Origin of the sequence: Paraburkholderia sp. HD33-4 (genome assembly GCF_021390635.1) — a bacterium.
Taxonomy (GTDB): Bacteria; Pseudomonadota; Gammaproteobacteria; order Burkholderiales; family Burkholderiaceae; genus Paraburkholderia.
Genome location: NZ_JAJEJS010000002.1, coordinates 918,523 through 939,438, shown reverse-complemented (window position 1 = coordinate 939,438; position 20,916 = coordinate 918,523). Strand labels below are relative to the sequence as shown.

At 64.1% G+C, this 20,916-nt stretch carries 19 protein-coding genes; 13 read left to right on the top strand and 6 right to left on the bottom strand.

What is annotated here, in order from left to right; genetic code table 11:
- Positions 1–116 precede the first annotated feature (116 nt).
- The 10 genes from L0U84_RS24150 to L0U84_RS24105 all read left to right on the top strand — a co-directional run bounded on the left by L0U84_RS24150 (position 117) and on the right by L0U84_RS24105 (position 10,487).
- Entirely contained in the window at positions 117–602 is a 486-nt protein-coding gene (locus L0U84_RS24150) for an Hcp family type VI secretion system effector (protein WP_184062887.1), read from the top strand.
- A 156-nt stretch (positions 603–758) separates the two neighbouring features.
- Positions 759–3,500 carry a type VI secretion system ATPase TssH gene (gene tssH / locus L0U84_RS24145; RefSeq protein ID WP_233853258.1) on the top strand — a complete coding sequence of 914 codons (2,742 nt, stop codon included), beginning with the start codon at positions 759–761 and terminating at the stop codon, positions 3,498–3,500.
- 14 nt (positions 3,501–3,514) lie between these two features.
- Entirely contained in the window at positions 3,515–3,940 is a 426-nt protein-coding gene (tssE, locus tag L0U84_RS24140; RefSeq protein WP_233853256.1) for a type VI secretion system baseplate subunit TssE, read from the top strand.
- A gap of 381 nt (positions 3,941–4,321) precedes the next feature.
- Complete coding sequence (locus L0U84_RS24135; protein ID WP_233853255.1) at positions 4,322–5,146, top strand: transporter substrate-binding domain-containing protein; 825 nt, start codon at positions 4,322–4,324, stop codon at positions 5,144–5,146.
- Between the two features lie 117 nt (positions 5,147–5,263).
- Positions 5,264–5,911 carry an amino acid ABC transporter permease gene (locus tag L0U84_RS24130; RefSeq protein ID WP_233853253.1) on the top strand — a complete coding sequence of 216 codons (648 nt, stop codon included), beginning with the start codon at positions 5,264–5,266 and terminating at the stop codon, positions 5,909–5,911.
- 10 nt (positions 5,912–5,921) lie between these two features.
- Positions 5,922–6,584, top strand: a complete 663-nt coding sequence (locus L0U84_RS24125; protein WP_233853252.1) for an amino acid ABC transporter permease — start codon at positions 5,922–5,924, stop codon at positions 6,582–6,584.
- A gap of 14 nt (positions 6,585–6,598) precedes the next feature.
- The gene (locus L0U84_RS24120; RefSeq protein ID WP_326491199.1) at positions 6,599–7,459 is read left to right on the top strand and encodes an amino acid ABC transporter ATP-binding protein; all 861 of its coding nucleotides are present in this window, start codon (positions 6,599–6,601) and stop codon (positions 7,457–7,459) included.
- Positions 7,456–8,607, top strand: coding sequence for an aminotransferase class I/II-fold pyridoxal phosphate-dependent enzyme (locus tag L0U84_RS24115; protein ID WP_233853251.1), 1,152 nt, complete (start codon positions 7,456–7,458; stop codon positions 8,605–8,607). Before L0U84_RS24120 ends, L0U84_RS24115 begins: the two co-directional genes overlap by 4 nt.
- A 71-nt stretch (positions 8,608–8,678) precedes the next feature.
- Positions 8,679–10,241, top strand: a complete 1,563-nt coding sequence (gene hutH / locus L0U84_RS24110; RefSeq protein ID WP_233853248.1) for a histidine ammonia-lyase — start codon at positions 8,679–8,681, stop codon at positions 10,239–10,241.
- Between the two features lie 18 nt (positions 10,242–10,259).
- The gene (locus L0U84_RS24105) at positions 10,260–10,487 is read left to right on the top strand and encodes a hypothetical protein (RefSeq protein WP_233853247.1); all 228 of its coding nucleotides are present in this window, start codon (positions 10,260–10,262) and stop codon (positions 10,485–10,487) included.
- 11 nt (positions 10,488–10,498) lie between these two features.
- Here L0U84_RS24105 and L0U84_RS24100 read toward each other — a convergent pair whose 3' ends face one another.
- From L0U84_RS24100 to L0U84_RS24090, 3 genes are all read right to left on the bottom strand, one after another.
- Complete coding sequence (locus L0U84_RS24100) at positions 10,499–10,912, bottom strand: polysaccharide biosynthesis C-terminal domain-containing protein (protein WP_233853246.1); 414 nt, start codon at positions 10,910–10,912, stop codon at positions 10,499–10,501.
- A gap of 575 nt (positions 10,913–11,487) precedes the next feature.
- The gene (locus L0U84_RS24095) at positions 11,488–11,802 is read right to left on the bottom strand and encodes a hypothetical protein (protein ID WP_233853245.1); all 315 of its coding nucleotides are present in this window, start codon (positions 11,800–11,802) and stop codon (positions 11,488–11,490) included.
- A 621-nt stretch (positions 11,803–12,423) separates the two neighbouring features.
- Complete coding sequence (locus L0U84_RS24090; protein ID WP_233853244.1) at positions 12,424–12,720, bottom strand: hypothetical protein; 297 nt, start codon at positions 12,718–12,720, stop codon at positions 12,424–12,426.
- Between the two features lie 762 nt (positions 12,721–13,482).
- On the opposite strand from L0U84_RS24090, the gene L0U84_RS24085 reads away from it, so the two are divergent.
- The 3 genes from L0U84_RS24085 (at position 13,483) to L0U84_RS24075 (ending at position 16,315) form a co-directional block, all read left to right on the top strand.
- Entirely contained in the window at positions 13,483–14,772 is a 1,290-nt protein-coding gene (locus L0U84_RS24085; RefSeq protein ID WP_233853242.1) for a cation:proton antiporter, read from the top strand.
- 453 nt (positions 14,773–15,225) lie between these two features.
- Positions 15,226–15,504 (top strand): DUF1488 family protein, encoded by a 279-nt coding sequence (locus L0U84_RS24080; protein ID WP_233853240.1) that lies wholly within the window; start codon positions 15,226–15,228, stop codon positions 15,502–15,504.
- A 19-nt stretch (positions 15,505–15,523) separates the two neighbouring features.
- A complete protein-coding gene (locus tag L0U84_RS24075; protein ID WP_233853239.1) occupies positions 15,524–16,315 on the top strand; it encodes a phosphate/phosphite/phosphonate ABC transporter substrate-binding protein in 792 nt (263 codons plus the stop codon).
- Between the two features lie 13 nt (positions 16,316–16,328).
- On the opposite strand, the gene L0U84_RS24070 is transcribed toward L0U84_RS24075, so the two are convergent.
- The 3 genes from L0U84_RS24070 to L0U84_RS24060 are packed head-to-tail and all read right to left on the bottom strand — an operon-like array spanning position 16,329 to position 20,896.
- Positions 16,329–18,398 carry an acetyl/propionyl/methylcrotonyl-CoA carboxylase subunit alpha gene (locus L0U84_RS24070; protein ID WP_233853238.1) on the bottom strand — a complete coding sequence of 690 codons (2,070 nt, stop codon included), beginning with the start codon at positions 18,396–18,398 and terminating at the stop codon, positions 16,329–16,331.
- Between the two features lie 52 nt (positions 18,399–18,450).
- The gene (locus L0U84_RS24065; RefSeq protein WP_233853237.1) at positions 18,451–19,239 is read right to left on the bottom strand and encodes an enoyl-CoA hydratase/isomerase family protein; all 789 of its coding nucleotides are present in this window, start codon (positions 19,237–19,239) and stop codon (positions 18,451–18,453) included.
- 49 nt (positions 19,240–19,288) lie between these two features.
- On the bottom strand, positions 19,289–20,896 hold the full coding sequence (locus L0U84_RS24060; RefSeq protein ID WP_233853235.1) for a carboxyl transferase domain-containing protein: 1,608 nt from the start codon (positions 20,894–20,896) through the stop codon (positions 19,289–19,291).
- Between the last annotated feature and the right edge of the window lie 20 nt (positions 20,897–20,916).

Sequence of the window (20,916 nt, the reverse complement as noted above, 5' to 3'; positions counted from 1 at the left end):
GCATCCACGCAAAGAACTGCGGTCTTTAGCCCCTGAAGCATCGCGCTTCGGGATTCAGAAGCTCGGGGGTGCTCCGGGCAGTTGTCGTAGTAGCAGAAAAACGAGGAGTAGAGAGTATGGCAATTCCAGCCTACATGTGGCTCAAGGACGATGGCGGCGCCGACATCAAGGGTTCGGTGACGGTGCAAGGACGCGAAGGCAGTGTCGAGCTCGTCGCGTTCGATCACGGCGTGCATATTCCGACCGACGGCAATACAGGCAAACTGACCGGCACGCGCGTGCACAAGCCGATCACGCTGACGAAGGAAACCGACGCGTCGACGCCGTATCTGTACAAGGCAGTGACGAGCGGTCAGACGCTGAAGTCGGTCGAGATCAAGTGGTACAAGATCGACGACGCCGGCAAGGAAAAGGAGTACTTCAACACGAAGCTCGACAACGTGAAGATCGTCGCGGTCAAGCCCAAGATGTTCGACATCAAGAACCCCGACTACGAAAAGCACAACCACATCGAAGACGTCGAGCTGCGCTACGAGACCATCACGTGGTCGTACAAGGACGGCAACATCATCCACAAGGACACCTGGAACGAACGTTCCTGATTTCCGCATCGCAAGCGGGACCGGCGCGCCGCCGGTCTCATGACACGCGTCGACATGCATTGACGCGTCTGAACCAGTTCGCGCGGCGAGCTGGTTCCTTTTTCTCGGCGAGTGCATAGCGCGCTTGCCGCCTCCCTCCGCGACCGGACTGCCGACATGACCTTGCGCGACGACCGAAGAAACGTCCTTCGGAACACCCCTCACCTGCTGCGCCGACTCAACCCGTACTGCGCGCAGGCGCTCGAAGCGGCCGCGAGTCTTTGCCAGACGCGGCTGGCTGACGAGATCACGGTCGAGCACTGGTTGCTGAAACTGATCGAAGCCGGCGACGGCGACATCCCCGCGATTCTGCAGCATTACACGATCGATATCGACGCACTCTGGGATGCGCTGCTCGGCGCAATCGATCGTCTGCCGCGCAACCTGCGCGGCAAGCCCGCGCTGTCGCCGCAACTCGCCGCGCTGCTCGCGGATGCATGGCTTCACGCGTCGTCGGAGAACGACGATGTCCACATCCGTTCGGGCAATCTGCTCCAGGCGATCACTGATGCGCCATATATTTTGCGGGCCCACAACGCATGGCCATTGCTTGCCGTCAGCAGCGCGCAGATCGAGCGTCTGCTGCCGCGAATCGCGCATCGGTCGTGCGAGAGTGAAATGGAAAGCGAAAACGAAGGCGAAGTTGAAGGCGCCGAACAGCAATCCGAAACGCCGCAGCCTAAGGCAAACTCGCCGGCAGCGAACCCCGTTTCCGCTTCGAAGCAAGCCATACCTGCCAGCGCCGACGCCCTCGCCCGCTTCGCGCTCGACCTGACCGACAAGGCGCGCCGCGGCAACATCGATCCAGTGTTCGGGCGCGATCGCGAGATCCAGCAAATGGTCGACGTGCTCGCGCGCCGTCGCAAGAACAATCCGATCCTCGTCGGCGAACCGGGTGTCGGCAAGACGGCGCTCGTCGAAGGGCTCGCATTGCGGGTCGCCGAAGGCAGCGTGCCGAACGTGATCCGCAACGTGCGCATCCTCACGCTCGATCTCGGCCTGCTGCAAGCGGGCGCGGGCGTGAAAGGCGAATTCGAGCAACGCCTGAAGAACGTGATCGACGAGGTGCAGGCTTCGCCCGTGCCGATCCTGCTGTTCATCGACGAAGCGCACACGCTGATCGGCGCGGGCAACGCGGCGGGCGGCGCCGACGCCGCGAACCTGCTGAAGCCCGCGCTCGCGCGCGGCGAATTGCGCACGATCGCGGCGACCACGTGGTCCGAATACAAGGAATTCTTCGAGCGCGACGCCGCACTGGAGCGCCGCTTCCAGATGATCAAGGTCGACGAACCCGACGACGACGCAGCCTGCCTGATGCTACGTGGCCTGAAGAGCCGCTACGCCAGCTACCATCACGTGCATATTCGCGACGAAGCGCTGGTCGCCGCGGTCAAGCTGTCGCGTCGCTACATTCCGGCGCGGCAACTGCCGGACAAAGCCGTCGATCTGATCGACACGGCCGCCGCGCGTGTGCGCATGGGCCTCGAAGCACCGCCGGCCGAGTTGCAACGCGCGCGTGCCGCGCTCGCCGCGCTCGACCTCGAACACGCGACGCTCGCAGACGACGCACGTGCCGGCATCGATGTCGCAGAAGCACGACGCGACGCGCTGGACGCCGCGCTCGCGAACGCGACGACCGAACTCGCGGCGCTGCAAACACGTTACGAGCAGGAACTCGAGCACGTCCAAACGCTGCACCGCCAACGCGACAGCAACAGCGACAACGACACCGCCACGCGCGACGCCACCGGGTTCGCGCAAGCACGTCGCGCGCTCGCGACCGTACAAGGCAAGGCCCCGCTGATCTTCGCCGACGTCGACGCCCGGGCGATCGCACGCGTCGTTGCCGAGTGGACCGGCGTGCCGGTCGGCAGCCTCGTCGAAGACGAACTGCAGAGCCTGCTGACACTGGAGACGCAACTCGCGACACGCGTCGTCGCGCAGCACGACGCGCTCGCCGCCCTGTCCGAAAGTCTGCGCACCGCGAAGGCGGGACTCAAGAATGAACATGCGCCGCTCGGCGTGTTTCTACTCGCCGGTCCATCGGGTGTCGGCAAGACCGAAACGGCGCTCGCGCTCGCCGATTTGCTGTTCGGCGGTGAAGCCGCGCTGACGACGATCAATATGTCCGAGTACCAGGAATCGCACACGGTGTCGCAGCTGAAGGGCTCGCCGCCCGGCTACGTCGGCTACGGACGCGGCGGCATCCTGACCGAGGCGGTGCGGCAGCGTCCGTATAGCGTCGTGCTGCTCGACGAAGTCGAAAAAGCGCACCGCGACGTGCTCGACATGTTCTACCAGGTGTTCGATCGCGGCATGATGCGCGACGGTGAGGGACGCGAGATCGACTTTCGCAACTGCGTGATCCTGATGACGTCCAATCTCGGCAGTGCGCAGATCGACGAGACCACCGCGGAAAACCCCGAGGTCTCGCAGAACGAATTGCTCGACGCGATTCATCCGCAGCTGGTCGGCCACTTTCAGCCGGCGCTGCTCGCGCGCTTCCAGACGCTCGTGTATCGCCCGCTCGATGCAAGCGCGCTGGCCTCGATCGTGCGCCTGAAGCTGGCTAAAGTCGCGCAGCGTCTGCATCGCCAGCACAGCGTCGAACTGCGCTGCGACGAGTCGCTGATCGATGCGATGGCCGAGTTGTGTCTCGTGCGCGAATCGGGCGCGCGCAACGTCGATGCGTTTCTGAATCAGCGCATTCTGCCGACGGTGTCGCGCGAACTGCTCGCTCGCATGGCATGGGGAATCGCGCCCGCCAGGATCCTGCTGACCAGTTCCCCCGAAAGCAATCTGACGATCGAATTCATCGATCGCGAACAAGCCGTCGCTGAACACGCGGCAATCGGCTGACGGAGCGCCACGCGATGCCGGCGGGACCCTCCCTCTACGACATGCTGCTCGGTCAGATCGGCGGCGAGCCGCTCGACGCCTACGACGACCGCACGCTCGAATGCCTGAGCGTCCAGCAGAACGTGCAACGCATTCTGAACACGCGCGCGGGAGCGTTGAAGCACTTGCCCGACTATGGCCTGCCGGACATGACGAACATCTACAGGGCATTGCCGTCGTCGGCGCACGCGCTGAAGCAGCAGATGGAAGCGACGCTGCTGAAATATGAACCCCGTATTCGCGCGATCGACATCGAGATCCTCGAGGACGACGACCCGGGCGTGCTGGTCAGCTTCGAAATGACCTGTCATTTGAAGAAGGCCGGTCTGGTGCGCTTCGGCACGTACTTCGAACCGCCAGGGCGCCTGCATTTGCGACGCCGCATGCAGGGGCGCAGCTAATCGGCTCAACGCGCAGCCCACAGCGCATCCCACCACTTGCCGCTGGAGCCTCACGCCGCTCCGATCCACTCGCCTCAAGACGCTCAGCGGTTCAGCGGAGCGGATGACCCGCCAACACGAGAGCCGTGGCCCCGGTCATTACCACCGCCCGCCACGCCGCGACACAACCCTTCAGAAAACAAACGGACCGAAGCGGCGGAAACACGCCTGAAAGGAATCTCCGTCCGCCAAACATGCGGTATATACCGCGGTAAATAAAACCGCAAGCACTCGTATACGATGGCGCAAATCCCTGCGATTTCCCAAAATTCGCGGTATATACTGCGCTCCATCGATCCGGCTGAAGCCGGCCGTACGCCCCTCATCCCTCAGGAGAATTCGATGAAACTGGTTGCTGGCTGGAAGAGTTGTGCAATGACGATGGCATTGTGTGCGGCAAGCCTGTGCGCGCACGCTGACGACCTCGCGAACGTGCGGAAAGCGGGCGAACTGGTGGTCGGCACCGAGATGCAATTCGCGCCGTTCGACTTCCTCGACAACGGCCAGCAAGCCGGTCTGAACAAGGAACTGTTCGCGGAGATCGGCAAGGAACTCGGCGTCAAGGTGCGCTTCATCGACCTGCCCTGGCCTAGCGTGCTGCCGGGTCTCGAAGCGCACAAATTCGACATGGTCGGCGGACCGCTAACCGTCACGAAGGCGCGCATGGACCGTTACGCGTACACGCTGCCGATCGCCGACGCGACCGACGCGCTGCTCAAGCGCACCGGCGACGGTTCGATCAAGCAATCGTCCGATATCGCCGGCAAGACCGTCGGCGCGGGCAAGAGCACCGCGCAATACGAGCAGTTGAAGGCGTGGGCCGCGACGCTGCCGCAGCCGCCGGAAATCCGGGAATACGTCGACTTCAACGAGGCCTACTCCGACCTCGCCGCCGGCCGCATCGTCGCGGTCGCGAACTCGGTCACCAACATCGCCTATGTCGCGAAGCAGCGTCCGGACACCTTCAGCGTCGTGCAGCCCGCGTTCGGCTCGAAGGTCTATTACGCCTACTGCATGCGCAAGGACGCGGACAGCAAAGCGCTGCTCGACGCGTTCAATGCCGCGCTGCTGAAGATCAGCCACGACGGCCGCCTCGCCGCGCTGCAGAAGAAGTGGCTCGGCGTGGCGATGGAAACGCCCGCCGCGCTGCCGACGCCGAACTACTAAGCGCGCTCTCGCAGGGTCTGTACGCCAGGCCTGATCGCCCGGTCGCGCGCATTCCGTCCATCGATGCACGCGACCGCCCCGCTTTCCCCGCTTTCCCCGTTCGCCATGCTCCCGACCATGTTCAGTCCGTCCGTGTTTGCGCAAGGCTTTCCGCTGGTGCTGCAAGCGGCCATCGCCACGGTGAGCATCTCGCTCGCCGGCCTCGCAATCGGCTTCTTCGTCGCGCTCGCGGTCTGTGCCGCGCGTCTGTCGGGCCGCCCCGCGTTGCGCGCCGCCGCCGGCGCCTATGTGTTCGTGTTCCGCGGCGTGCCGCTGCTCGTGCAACTGCTGCTGGTCTACTACCTGCTGCCCTTCATCGGCATCAACGTGCCGCCGCTCGTCGCGGCAGTCAGCGCGGTGTCGCTGTGCTCGGCCGCATATGTCGCCGAAATCCTGCGCGGCGGCTTCCTCAGCATTCCGCATGGCCAGGTCGAAGCGGCGCGCATGCTCGGCATCCGCTCGTTCGACATGCTGCGCCGCGTGCAGGTGCCGCAGGCATTCCGGCTGACGTTGCCGTCGCTCGCGAACGAAATGGTGCTGCTGATCAAGGCGTCTTCGCTGATCTCGGTAGTCGGCGTCGCCGAAATCACGCGCACCGCGCAGAACATCGCCGCGAGCACCTATCGTCCGCTCGAAGCCTATCTGGCTGCCGGCCTGATCTACTTCGTGATCAACGGCACGCTTGCGGCGCTCGCGCATCTGGCCGAACACCGGCTCCACGCCTGAGGCTCCCACGATGAAACAGTTCGACTTCGCCGTCATCACGCACAACCTCCAGCCGATCGCGTCGGGCTTCGCCAACACGATCGGCACGTGGACCGCCGGCGTGCTGATCGGCATCGCGCTCGGCTTCCTGATCGCCGTCGTGCAGCTGTTCTGCGGCACCGCGATCCGTGCGGCGCTGCGCGCCTACATCGAGTTTTTTCGCAGCACGCCGTTTCTGGTGCAGCTGTTCCTGCTCTATTACGGCGGCCCGTCGTTCGGCCTCACGCTCGAACCGATGACGGCCGGCGTGCTCGGCCTCGGCCTGTACGGCAGCGCGTATTTCGCCGAGGCGTTCCGCTCGGGCTTCCGCGCGGTGCCGAAAGGCCATATCGAAGCCGCGCAATGCCTCGGACTCACCCGCTGGCAAACGGTGCGTCGCGTGCAACTGCCGCAGATGCTGGTGCTGATCGTGCCCGCGCTGACCAATCTGATCATCGTGCTGAGCAAGGAAACGGCCGTGCTGTCGATCGTCACCGTGCCCGAACTCACCTTCGTGCTGACCGGCATCGGCTCGGCCACCTTCGCGTTCGTCGAAACGCTGCTCGTGCTGTGCGTCTGCTACCTCGCGCTCGTCGAATTGACATCGCGCGCCGGCGCATGGGCAGAAACGCGTCTCGCCCGTTTTTCCGCCTGACAGGACTCTCCCTCATGAATGCGTTCACTGAAATTCCCGGCGCCGCCGCTTCCACGAGCGCCCCCGTGCGTCGGTCGCTGATCGAAGTTCGTCAACTCGGCAAGCGGTTCGGCGACATCGAAGTCCTGCGCGGTGTCGATCTCGACGTCGACAAATCCGAAGTGGTCTGCATCATCGGCCCCTCGGGCTCGGGCAAGAGCACGCTGCTGCGCTGTATCGCGGCGCTCGAAACCTACGATCGCGGCGACGTGCTGGTCGAGGGTGAGCTGCTCGGCTACACCGAGCGCAACGGCCGTCGCGCACGCGCCTCGCAAGGCGAGATCAACCGCGTGCGCCGCAACGTCGGCATGGTGTTCCAGCAGTTCAACCTGTGGCCACACATGACCGCGCTCGGCAACGTGATGGAAGCGCTGCAACGCGTGCGCGGCATGTCGGCCGACGAAGCGAAACAGCGCGCCATGAAGATGCTCGATACGGTCGGCCTCGCGCACAAGGGCGATGCGTATCCGGCGAAGCTGTCGGGCGGCCAGCAGCAACGCGTCGCGATCGCGCGGGCTCTGGCGATGGAGCCGCACATCATGCTGTTCGACGAACCGACTTCCGCGCTCGATCCGGAACTCGTCGGCGAAGTACTGCAGGTGATGAAGCAGCTCGCGCGCGACGGCATGACGATGGTGGTCGTCACGCACGAAATGGGTTTCGCCGCGCAGGTGGCCGACAAGGTTGTTTTCATCGACCAGGGCCGGATCGCCGTGCAGGGCGCGCCGCAACAGGTCTTTCACGACGCGTCGCAACCGCGTTTGCGCCAGTTCCTGCAGAACTACTTCGACCGCAACGCGTTCTGGACGCGCAACAACGACACGGAGCCCGCATGACCCTAACCGATGCACTGATCCACTCGCTGCGCGCCGAAATTCTCGCCCTGCCCGCGTATAACGCCGGGTTGTCCGCGGCGCACGTGCGCCAGCAGTTCGGCGTGTCCCGCATCGCCAAGCTCGCCAGCAACGAAAACCCGCTCGGCGCGAGCGCGCGTGTCAACGAGGCGCTGGCCGGCGCGCTCGTCGACGGCGTCGCGGTCTATCCCGATCCGGCCTGCGGCGCGCTGCGCGCGGCGCTCGCGGAACGCTTCGGGGTCGACGGCGCGCGGCTGGTTTTCGGCAACGGTTCCGAGGATCTGCTGTCGGTCGCGGCGCACACCTTTCTCGCGCCGGGCGACGAGGTCGTCACCGTCGTGCCGTCGTTCGGACTGCACGTGATCTGCCCGCAAAGCGTCGGCGCGCGCGTGGTTACCGTGCCGATGCGCGGTCTCGAGTTCGACATCGATGCACTCTGCGCGGCACTGACACCGCGCACGCGCATGCTGGTGATCAGCAATCCGTCGAACCCGGTGGGCTGTGCGATGGACGCGGCGCAGATCGAGCGTCTGCTGTCGTGCGTGTCGCCCGGCACGCTGGTGCTGTGGGACGAAGCGTATTACGAGTATGCAATCGCGACGCCGGGTTACGCGGACTGCGTCGCGCTGCTCGCGGAATCGGGCCTGCCGTGGCTGCTGCTGCGCACGTTTTCGAAAGCCTACGGGCTCGCGGGGCTGCGCATCGGTTACGGCCTCGCCTCGGATGCGCGGCTCACCGATCTGATGAACCGCGTGCGCACGCCGTTCAACATCAACCACCTCGCGCAGTGCGCGGCGCTCGCGGCGCTCGCCGACGTCGCTCACGTGAAAGCGAGCGTCGAGCATGTGAGCGTCGAGCGCGAGCGTATGCGCGAAGCGCTCGTTGCACTCGGTTACGCGCCCGCGCGTTCGTGCGCGAACTTCCTGTTCTTCGATGCGCACGAACCAGCGCTTGCGCTTTCGCAGCGTCTGCTGCGTGAAGGCGTGATCGTCAAGCCGTGGCGCGAACCGGGATATACCGGTTGCGTGCGCGTGTCGATCGGCAGCCGCGAAGATAACGTCATGTTTATCGACGCGCTCGAACGCGTCGCGCAAAGGCACAGCAGCGGCGTGCCCTTCGAACTCCTCTGAGCGCATCGGTTCGCGCATCGCGCGACCGTGTATCCGTGCCCGCCTCCACTCAATCCCTTTAGCAGACAGTCATGACTCCAGTCGACAACGTTCTTACTCTCGTGCCCGGTGAAGTCTCTCTCGATCAGTTGCGCTCCGTGCTGCGCGACGCCAGACCGATCGCGATCGATCCACGCGCATTTCCCGCGATCGAACGCAGCCACGCGGTGGTCGACGACGTGATCGAACGCGGCGCGGTGGTCTACGGCATCAACACCGGCTTCGGCAAGATGGCCCAAACGGTGATTGCGCCGGACAAGCTCGCCGAGTTGCAACGAAACCTGGTGTTGTCGCACAGTGCCGGCACCGGCGATCTGCTGCCCGACGACACCGTGCGCCTCGTGATGACGCTAAAGGCGATCAGCCTCGCGCGCGGCCATTCCGGCGTGCGGCCCGACGCGGTGCACGCGCTGGTGCGCCTCGTCAACGCGGGCGTCTATCCGTGCATTCCGTCGAAAGGCTCAGTTGGCGCATCGGGCGATCTCGCGCCGCTCGCGCATATGACGTCGATGCTGATCGGTCTCGGCGATGCGCGCATTCGCGGCGAGCGCGTGACGGCGCTCGAAGGTTTGCGGTACGCCGGGCTCGAACCATTCCAACTCGGTCCGAAGGAAGGGCTCGCGTTTCTGAACGGCACCCAGGTGTCGACCGCTCTCGCGCTGGTCGGCCTGTTCGCGGCCGAAGACGTGTTCGCGTCGGCCATGCTCGCGGGCGCGCTGTCGCTCGAGGCGATCAAGGGCTCGCTGGTGCCGTTCGATGCGCGCATTCACGCGGCACGGGGCCAGCGCGGTCAGATCGACGTGGCCGCCGCGTACCGCGCGCTGCTCGACGATAGCGGGATCGTCGCGTCGCATCGCGATTGCGGACGCGTCCAGGATCCCTACTCGATCCGCTGCCAGCCGCAGGTGATGGGCGCGTGCCTCGACCAGTTGCGTCACGCGGCCGAGGTGCTGCGCATCGAAGCGAACGCGGCATCGGACAATCCGCTCGTGTTCGCCGACGAAGGCGACGTGTTGTCGGGCGGCAACTTCCACGCTGAACCCGTGGCGATCGCCGCCGACGACATCGCGATCGCGATCGCCGAAATCGGCGCGCTGTCCGAGCGTCGTCTCGCGTTGTTGCTCGATTCGAACCTGTCGGGTCTGCCGCCGTTCCTCGTCAGCGATGGCGGCCTGCATTCGGGCTTCATGATCGCGCAGGTGAGCGCCGCGGCGCTCGCGTCGGAGAACAAGTCGCTCGCGCATCCGGCGAGCGTCGATAGTCTGCCGACGTCGGCGAATCAGGAAGATCACGTGTCGATGGCGACCTACGCTGCGCGGCGTCTTGGCGACATGGCGGAGAACACGGGCGTGGTGGTCGGCATCGAGGCGATGGCGGCCGCGCAAGGTATCGACTTCCATCGACCGCTGCGCTCGACCTCGACGCTGGAGCGCGTGATCGGCCGGATTCGCGAGGACGTCGCGTTCTACGACAAGGACCGCTACTTCGCGGACGATATATACGCGATGAAGGCGTGGGTGTCGACGATCGAGGCGCCCGACGTGGTGGCGCGGCTGCTGCCGAGCCATCGGGCGGCGAGCATTCGCGGCGCGTGATTGCCGGAGCGTTCTCCCATGACAGGAACTCGCGCTCCCGTCTCATCTGCGCGCCGGCAGTTGCAGGTGCGCGACAACGAGCAACGCACACGCTTTATCCTCGTCTGGGCCGATGCCGCCAACGGTCATGCGGAACTCGCGATGCCCCGCTCGTTTCGCACGATCCGCGCAGCAATCGCCGAAGGCATCACGCGTTTCGGCTTGCTGCCGGTGCGCTGCAAGCTGACCGTGTCGGGCGCGGCGTAGCCCGCGCAGCCTCAGCCGGTTTGCGGCGCGGCCTGATTTTGCATCTGCCGCAGTTCGCGGCGCGCGACGCGCGCGAGGTTGCCGTAAAGGCCGCACATCGCGATCGCATAGGCCAACGCGGCGCCCGTCGCACCCATGCGAGGAACCAGCAGCAACAACAACGCGACCTGCACGCACGCGGCCGTTGCGACGCTTGCATAGATCGCGCGGTTTTGCCCGCGGTACTTCAGATACGTCGGCGCCATCGCGACCAGCACGATGAACGCGGCGCTCAACGCGAGCACCCGTAACGCGACGATGCCTGCGTCCGCGAACTCGGGGCGAAACAGGGCGAGCAGTTCGCGCGTCAAGCCGCCTTCCGCACCAAGGACAACCCGGATCAGTTCGGATTGGGCGTGATCACCTTCGAGGGCAAGAAGTTTCATCGCGACAATTTCCTTTTCGATCGACTTGTCGTGCCGGCCTTATTCATTGCAATGCCGGACGCGACTCTCCTTCTCCAGGGGATTCGCGCGCAAGCAACCGTGGGTGCAACTTCAGGGCTCGTATTTGTCACAAATCATGACATTGCGCGGTCGGGAGTTTGTGAACTTTTTTGACGCTCCCGGCACCGTATGGATGCAGAAAAGAAATGTGTAGTGACGTCGACGTGCGTAGGAGGGAGAAGCGCGGGCAACTGTTAAAAGACAGTCGCTGTGATTCCTTGAACACTTGAAAAGACGGACGCTCGATTTAATGATGAACCGCAATATCGGATCACTGCATCGACAATCCTGGCTAGTCGAATCCCGCGTTGCGATTCTGATTTATTGGTGAATTTGCTGGCCGATCCGATTGCGACATTTGTTCACAATTATTCGACGGGTAACTCGCTATAGTGGGGAAGGTCGATCACGGGTCCGATCGATCTTACCGACAGGTATTCAGCCTGTCTTTTGGCAGCCTCGATCGCGCCCCGCGTTCGAGGCTCTTTTCTTTTGCTGCCCTGTTTGTCGAGCGATCACGTGGCCAGTGTCCCGTCCGCGGCATTCATCCGCGCGGGCCGTTCGTGAGGATCGGGACTATCAGTCTGCGTCGTCTCAGCGACGGAGATGAACTGCACCATCAGGCACAGCACGATACCAATCAGTTGCAGATTTCGCGTGGCGGAAAAGAAGCTGTTCTTGCGGCGAATGAAGAGTCTCACCGCGCCGGCGCGTGAAACCATGCCGGCGCCATAGCTCGATTTTTCGGTCGGCCCCTGCAATGCATCAGGACTGTTGACGATATATCGCGCCAACAGAAACGCGCCGACGAACGCCGACACGATGTGCAATCGGACTATCCAGTGAGGTTGAGCGACTGTGTCGACAGCGCCTTGGCCCGATAGGTTAGCGTAGGCCGAGATTGCCGCGGCCGCCACCGCGACAATAGCGGTAAGCAGTAGAGAATTTCGAATAATCATTATTTACTCCGCCTGCCGTTTCACCCCGGCTTCACAAAACCGACATAAATATCGTGCGAAATATTTCATCTTATTTGCGCGGCTTGCAATTGAAGACTAGATAGTCCGTCTTCAGCCATTATTTTTGAGCTGCTCGCTCGACTATAACGATTAAGCAAGATGCGCAATGTCAAAGAAAGTTAAAGCCGTTGCTGTTTCTTCTTGCCATGTGGATGCCGGCAATGGGTTATCGAGCGTGCTGAATGTCCACTGACAAAAAAAATCCCGCACAGGGGAGAGCGGGATTAAAACAACAGGACGCTGAGGAGACGAGCACGCCCTGCCTGGACCCACACGCACCACAGGAATGCGCGTGGTTATTTCTTCGCTTGCCACGACCGACGACGGTAGTCGACGGTCGATGATCGTGAGTGCCTTGAAGCGCCGAGCAGCTTGCGCCTCCCTGTGCCCGGTCACACCTGCCCTTTGCTATCGGGGCCCATGTTGTTGATCTCAGGCCGCCTTGCGCGCGACTCCATCGCCCATCACGCTCACCACGTCGTCGACGACCTGAGTGGCGGCCGCGAATCCACCCGCGAGCACTTCCCGCAGATCCGTCGATGCACGACCGGGTAGCGAACCCACGCGGAAAGCAGTCGACCACTCGCCGCCGATCAGCCGCGTCTTTAACGTAACGCTCGCCACGTACGCGCGCCGCGCCGTGGCGTCGCCGACGAGCGTGGACGTATCGGCGGCGCGCAGCGCGTTGACCACGATCTCGAAACCTCTATAACGATAGGTTTGCTCCATGCTCTTCTCCGTCTTCAGCCATTGCTACACAACAACATTTCGCCATGTATTGATGCTGCATCATTCTCGACTAACGTTTGTCAAAAATCGTCATATCCTGGGCGATTTTCGATTAGGGCTTTCCCTGCTCTCGACATGCGAATTCCAGCGTCAATCACGCGCAATGACGCGCGAAATGGTTTTATCGAGAGATTAAGATTTGCTTAACGCATTTTTCAATAATTAATCACAATAATCTATGCAATATTAAGTCAACGGTCGGCAAATTAACATTACGAGTTCATGAACATCAATCAGATATAATTCAATGACGGATCAGGCCTGCAGCGCAGGTCTCGAAATAAAAAGTCACATCCCAAATTAAAGACCGGAACTCCCCCCACGCTTCAGTAGTCCGAACACTATGATCGCCCATCGTGGCGCCAATCTGGCGAGCCTAGCCCCATCGGTTCGCCATCATCCGCTCGTAGTCCGAAAAAAGTATGCTGCGTCTGATCACGTCGTCCGTCGCGTTTGAATAAAGCGTCCGTACCGGTACATCGCGGTATCGCCAGCGGCAAGGATCGTGTCATTGCAGACCGCTGATCGCTTATCGGATCGAATGAGCCTGAATAAGGAATTGCTGGTGAAATATCTCGCTGGTTCAATGTCGCAATCGCGGCGGCTTTCTCTGCCTGCCGGTTTTATGCCTTGTCGCGCAAACTACCCCGGTGCCAACGTGATTACGCGTTCGCGCCGCCCCGAAGCGCGGGAGCGTGGACGATGAGCGTGTTCCAGATTGCCGGTGCGCTGTTCGCCATCGTCGCGCTGTTCGGCATCATCAATTACCGGTTCATCAGGTTGCCGGACACGCTCGGCATCACCGCCGTCGGGCTCGTCGTCTGCGTCGGCATCTCGGCGCTCGGCTTCTACTATCCGGCTATGGCGATCGCAGCGCGCAAGATCGTCGTGCAGATCAATTTTGCCGACATCGTGTTTCACGGCCTGCTGAGCCTGCTGCTGTTCGCCGGCGCGCTGCACGTCGATCTGTCGAAGATGCGCACGCAACGGCGCGCCGTGCTGATGCTCGCGACAATCGGCGTATTGATTTCGATCGCGGTGGTCGGCTTCGGCTTTTACTACGCGGCGCAATGGCTCGGCCAGCCGGTGAGCCTGCCGTGGTGCCTCGCGTTCGGTGCGCTGATCTCGCCGACCGATCCGATCGCGGTGCTGAGCGTGCTCAAGCGCGCAGCGGCGCCCGAAAGCCTCGAAACCAAGATTACCGGCGAATCGCTGTTCAACGACGGCACGGCCGTCGTCGCGTTCGTCACGCTGGTCGGACTCGCGACCGGCGCGAACGAGTTTTCCGCGGGCGCGATCGCAGTCGATCTGCTGCGCGAAGTCGCTGGGGCGCTCGTGCTCGGCGCGGCGCTCGGCTTTGGCGCGTCGCTGCTGCTGAGAGGCATCGACAGCTATCCCGTCGAGATCCTGATCACCTTGGCGCTCGCGACCGGCGGCTATAGTCTCGCCGAAGCGTTGCATGTGTCGGCCCCCCTCGCGGTCGTGATCATGGGGCTCGTCATCGGCAATCACGGCGCGTCGACGTCGATGTCGGAGAAGACACGGGAGCATCTGTTCAACTTCTGGGATCTGCTCGACGAGTTGCTCAATCTCGTGCTGTTCGGGCTGATCGGACTGGAGATCATTGCACTGTCGCTGCGCCTCGAGATCGTCTGGCTCGGGCTCGCGGCGATTCCGGTCGTGCTGTTCGCGCGCGGCGTCAGCGTCGCGATTCCGCTGCTCGCGCTGCAGAACTTCCGGCGGCTCAATCCGCATTCGGCTGTCGTGCTAACGTGGGGCGGCCTGCGCGGCGGCATCTCGATCGCGCTTGCGCTGTCGCTGCCAGAGTTTCATGGACGCGACATGTTCATCGGCGTCACTTATCTGGTAGTCGTGTTCAGCCTGCTGATTCAGGCAACCACATTAGGCCCGCTGATCCGCCGCCTCAGTTTCGCCGACGCTCACCCGAAGAATGCGTCGCCGCGACGCATGTACGCTGCGGCAAGAGAATAATTTGTCCGCCGCGTTGGCACGGCGCGTGGCCTTTAAGAATCAAGTCGCCAGCCCCGCCGCGCTCATCGTCTGCACGAAATGCGCGCTGATCGTAAAGTGGATACCTGCGGGAAGCTACAGCGATTCGCGCGTCGATTTCAATGCTGGATTGGAGCGTCTGATTTAAGCGTCTTCTGAGCAGTGCCCGCCGCGATTCCAACCCGCGGCGTCCCATCACGAGGCAAGGCCGGCGGCAAGTCGAACCGCTTCCGTCTTCCCTCCGGTCACGGTTCACACCGCGGCCCTGGCTCGGGCTTGATGGTCCGCCGCCAGTTTCTGGCTTACTTTCCGCCAGCCTCCGGACCGTCGCGCCTGCCGCGGCCCCGGGCATTTTGCCGTCAATGCCGGTTCTCCCACATACCGAGCAGGCGCGGTTTGTCATCCTGTCGGTTCAGGCGTCCGAAGGAGTTCGCCATGTCGGTCTATGTCGATGAAGGGTTCCGGCCCTGTGTGACGGAATGCGCGACGGTCGCGTTCCGCGTGTGCTGCGACGATCGCGCGCAGATTTTTGAAGTCAGCGCCGACGCGCTGGTGGAGTTCTGCGGCGCCGTGAGCCGTCGCAAGCAGGACCTGCTGGTCGCGTTCGAGGATGCGCAGGACGAGATCCTCTCCGTAGCCGCGCAGCGATGGCAGTTCACGCCGAGCGAGCCGGTGCGGATCGGTCTCGACGAATTCAAATTGGTCAGACATTAGGCGTGCGAGAAACGCCTTCATGAGCTGGATCGCCGCCCTGCCGATGTACAACGTGACACCCGCGCTCGACCTCGAATGGCGCGAGTGGCTCGACGACGTGCTGCGCCGGGTCAAGCCCGCCTGCCGCATCGTCGAACCGGACGAGGAACTGCACGGCTTCTGGCGGCGCCCGAATCTGCTGATCTCGCAGACCTGCGGTTATCCGCTGATGCAGGGGCTGCACGCGGAAGTGCAACTGGTTGCGACCCCCTGCTTCGATGCGCCCGGCTGCGACGGCGCGCATTACTCGAGCATACTGGTCACGCGCGCCGACGCGCGCTTCGACTCACTTGCCTCGTGCCGGGGCGCGCGCGCCGCCTACAACCAGGACGATTCGAACAGCGGCATGAACGCGTTTCGTCACGCGGTCGCGCCGCTCGCACGCGCCGGCATGTTCTTCGGCGCGGTGCTACGCACCGGCTCGCATCTCGGCTCGCTGCGCGCGGTCGCCGACAACCGCGCGGACGTCGCCGCAATCGACTGCGTGACCTTCGCCTTCGTTTGCGACGTGCTGCCGGAACTGGCGCAGCGCGTGCGCGCGATCGGCATGACCGCCGCGTCGCCGGGCTTGCCGCTAATCGCCGCGGCCAATGTGCCGCCGGCCACGATCGCCGCGCTGCGCGACGCGCTGAACGAGACGCTGAGCATCCGCCCCGAGCGCGCAAAACGCCTGCGTTTAACGGGCTTTTCGACGCTACCGCTGACCGACTACGCGCGCATCAGCGAGCTCGAAAGCGAGGCGCGCGCCGCGGGCTACGCGCGGCTCGCCTAGTTCGCCCGCACGCTCATTCACCCGCCTGCTGCACATCCAGCACCAGCAGCTGCGCGCCGTCGGTGACCTGATCACCGACCCCATACAGCACCTCGGCGACGGTACCGGCCGTTGGCGCGCCGATCGTATGCTCCATCTTCATCGCTTCCATCACGATCAGCGGCGTGCCTTTCGCGACCACCGCGCCCGGCTCGACCAGCACCGCGATCACCTTGCCCGGCATCGGCGCGGTCAGACGGCCTTCGCCATGCTCGGCATCCGCGGCATGCGCGAGCAGGTTCTGCCATTCGAACGCGAGCGTCTCGCCGTGGCAGAACACGTGGAACCTGTCACCGTCGACAAACACACGCCCCGTCACGCGCGCATCGCCGATCGTCGCGCGGAATTCGTGAGCGCCCGTGCCGACCGACCAGCTGAAGTCCTCGCGCACGCCATCGTGTTCGAGCGTTTGCACGAGCGCCTGCGCGTCACCGTTGCGCGCGAACACGACCTTGAACGCGTCGTCGCCGTCGTCGTTGGCGCCGTCGTCGATCATGCGCCAACCGAGCGTTTGCGTATAACCGCTATTGAGCCGCCAGTGCGACAACGCGTCCCACGGCGACGCGCCGTGCGCGGTGCCGCCCTCGCGCGTCAGCAATGCGGCGCACGCAAGCGCGAGCGCTTCCTTGAACGGCTTCTGTCCCGGCGCGAATAGCGCGTCGTGATGACGCTCGATCAAGCCGGTGTCGAGATCGCCGCTCGCGAACGGTTCGCTCGCGACGATGCGCCGCAGAAATTCGACGTTCGTATGCGGCCCGACCACCTCGCAGGCATGCAGCGCACGCGCAAGGCGCGCCAACGCCTCCTCGCGGGTCGCGCCATGCACGATCAGCTTCGCGATCATCGGATCGTAGAACGGCGTGATCGTGTCGCCCTCGCGCACGCCGCTGTCGATCCGCACCGGGGCCTTGCGTCCCGGCTCGCCGAGCCCGGCCGCGTCGATCGCGAACTCGACGCCGTCGGGCATGCGCAGATGCTTGAGCGTGCCGGTGGACGGCAGGAAACCACGCGCCGGATGTTCGGCGTAGATGCGCGCCTCGATCGCGTGGCCGTCGAGCTTCAACTGCTGCTGCGTGAGCGGCAGTGCCTCGCCGGCGGCAACGCGCAGTTGCCATTCGACCAGGTCCTGCCCGGTCACCATCTCGGTGACCGGATGCTCGACCTGCAGCCGCGTGTTCATCTCCATGAAATAGAACTCGCCGGTCGGCGTCATGATGAACTCGACCGTACCCGCGCCGACGTAATTGACGGCACGCGCGGCGGCCACGGCCGCTTCGCCCATCGCGCGCTTGACCTCGGCCGCGAGCCCTGGCGCGGGCGCTTCCTCGAGCACTTTCTGATGACGCCGCTGCACCGAGCAGTCGCGGTCGAACAGATACACCGCGCCGCCGTGCTGATCGGCGAACACCTGGACTTCGACGTGACGCGGCCGCGTCAGATACTTCTCGATCAGCACGCGATCGTTGCCGAAGCTGCTCGCCGCCTCGCGCTTGCACGACAGCAGCGCGGCCGCGAAATCCGCACTGCGCTCGACCACGCGCATGCCCTTGCCGCCGCCGCCCGCGCTCGCCTTCAGCAGCACCGGATAACCGATCGCGTCAGCCTCGCGCTGCAATAGTTGCGGCTCCTGGTCGTCGCCGTGATAGCCGGGCACGAGCGGCACCGCGGCCGCGTGCATCAGCGCCTTCGCCGCGGCCTTCGATCCCATCGCGGCGATCGCTTCGACCGGCGGTCCGATAAAGACGATCCCGGCCGCCTCACACGCATGCGCGAAGTCTTCGTTTTCCGATAGAAAGCCGTAGCCCGGATGCACGGCCTGCGCGCCGGTCGCGCGCGCCGCTTCGATGATGCGCTCGATGCGCAGATAGCTTTGCGCCGCCGTCGAGCCGCCGATATGAACCGCTTCGTCGCAGGCGGCGACGTGTTTCGCGTTGGCGTCGGCGTCCGAATAGACGGCCACGCTCGCGATGCCGAGCCGCTTGCAGGTCGCCGCTACGCGGCACGCAATCTCACCCCGGTTGGCGATCAGGATCTTGTTGAACATGAGTGTCTCGATGAAATAGGCGGTACGGGGCGGTTGTCGTTAGCGGGGCATGTCAGTTGCGCCAGCCCGGCGCGCGTTTTTCGAGGAACGACGCGACGCCTTCGCGGCCCTCGGCGCCAGCCCGCGTTTTCGCAATGCGGACGGCCGTGTCCTCGATCAGCGCGTCGCTCAGCTCGCGGCCCGCGATGTCCTGCACGAGCCGCTTGCAGGCGCGCACCGCTTGCGGGCCGTTCGCGCACAGTGTCTGCGCGAGTTGCGCGACCGTTGCATCGAGCTGCTCGGCGCTGTTGACCGCTTCGCTGACCAGACCGAGGCGCGATGCGGTGGCGCAGTCGAACGCCTCGGCGGTGACGAAGTAGCGCCGCGACGCCTGTTCGCCGAGCGCGCGAATCACGTACGGCGCGATCGTCGCGGGAATGAGGCCGAGGCGCGCTTCAGACAGGCAAAACTTCGCAGTATCTATTGCCACGACGATATCGCACGCGGCGATCAGGCCCATGCCGCCCGCGTACGCGTCGCCGCTTACGCGCGCGATCACCGGCTTGTTGCAGCGATACACGGCGGACAGCATGCCCGCGAGCCGCATCGCGTCGGCGCGGTTCTCGTCGTCCGAGTAGCCGGCCATTTTCTTCATCCAGTTCAGGTCGGCGCCTGCGCAGAACGCCTTGCCGTTCGCGGCGAGCACGACCGCGCACACGTCGTCGCGCGCGTCGAGCGCTGTGAACGCGGCAGTCAGCTCGGCGATCATCGTTTCGTTGAACGCGTTGCGCACGTCCGGCCGATTGAGCGTGACCGTCGCGACCTGGCCGGCAACTTCGACCGTCAGCGTTTCGTATTGCATGCGTAGCACTCCTTTGCCTGGCTTCTTCGCATCGCGGCGACGCGGGACATCACATTCTGAACACGCCGAAGCGCGTGTCTTCGATCGGCGCGTTCATCGCTGCCGACAGGCCGAGCCCGAGCACGTCGCGGGTCTGCGCCGGGTCGATCACGCCGTCGTCCCACAGCCGCGCGCTTGCGTAGTACGGATGGCCCTGGTGCTCGTATTGCTCGCGGATCGGCTGCTTGAACGCTTCCTCTTCCTCCGCGCTCCAGTTGCCGCCCTTCGCTTCGATGCCGTCGCGCTTGACGGTGGCGAGCACCGACGCCGCCTGCTCGCCGCCCATCACCGAGATGCGCGCGTTCGGCCACATCCACAGGAAGCGCGGAGAATACGCGCGGCCGCACATGCCGTAGTTGCCCGCGCCGAAAGAACCGCCGATGATCACCGTGAACTTCGGCACCTTCGCGGTTGCAACGGCGGTCACCATCTTCGCGCCGTTCCTCGCGATGCCTTCGTTTTCGTACTTGCGCCCGACCATGAAGCCGGTGATGTTCTGCAGGAACACGAGCGGAATCTTGCGCTGGCAGCACAGCTCGATGAAGTGCGTGCCCTTCAGCGCCGACTCCGAAAACAGAATCCCGTTGTTCGCGATGATGCCGACCGGGTGCCCCCAGATATGCGCGAAGCCGGTCACGAGCGTGGTGCCGTAGCGCGCCTTGAATTCGTCGAACGCGGAATCGTCGACGATGCGCGCGATCACCTCGCGGATATCGAACGGCTTGCGCGTGTCGACCGGAATCACGCCGTAGATGCTCTGCGTGTCGTAGCGCGGCGGCTTCGGCTCCTGCAATACGAGCGGCGCCGGCTTCACGCGATTCAGATTGCCGACGATGCTGCGCGCGATCCCGAGCGCATGCGCATCGTTCTGCGCGAGATGATCGACGACGCCCGACAGACGCGTATGCACGTCGCCGCCGCCGAGATCTTCGGCGCTGACCACTTCGCCGGTCGCGGCTTTGACGAGCGGCGGCCCGCCGAGAAAAATCGTCCCCTGGTTCTTCACGATGATCGACTCGTCGCTCATCGCCGGCACATACGCTCCGCCCGCGGTGCACGAGCCCATCACGACCGCGATCTGCGGAATGCCCGCCGCCGACAGATTCGCCTGGTTGTAGAAGATGCGGCCGAAGTGATCGCGATCGGGAAACACGTCGTCCTGGTTCGGCAGGTTCGCGCCGCCCGAGTCGACGAGGTACACGCAGGGCAAGCGATTTTCGCTGGCGATTTCCTGCGCGCGCACGTGCTTCTTCACGGTGACCGGATAGTAGGTGCCGCCCTTCACGGTCGCGTCGTTGCAGACGATCACGCACTCCTGTCCCGCGATCCGGCCAATGCCGGTGATCACCCCGGCGCCCGGCGCGTCGTCGTTGTACATGCCGTACGCGGCGAGTTGCGACAGTTCGAGAAACGGCGTGCCCGGATCGAGCAGTTGCGCGATCCGCTCGCGCGGCAGCAGTTTGCCGCGGCTCGTGTGCTTGTCGCGCGCGGCCTGGCCGCCGCCCTGCGCGAGCTGCTCGATCTTCGCGCGCAGATCGGCGACGAGCGCTTCGAGCGCCGCCGCGTTCGCGCGGAAGTCGTCCGAGCGGGGGTTCAGTTTTGATTCGATGATCGGCATGACGTGGCTTCTCCAAAGTG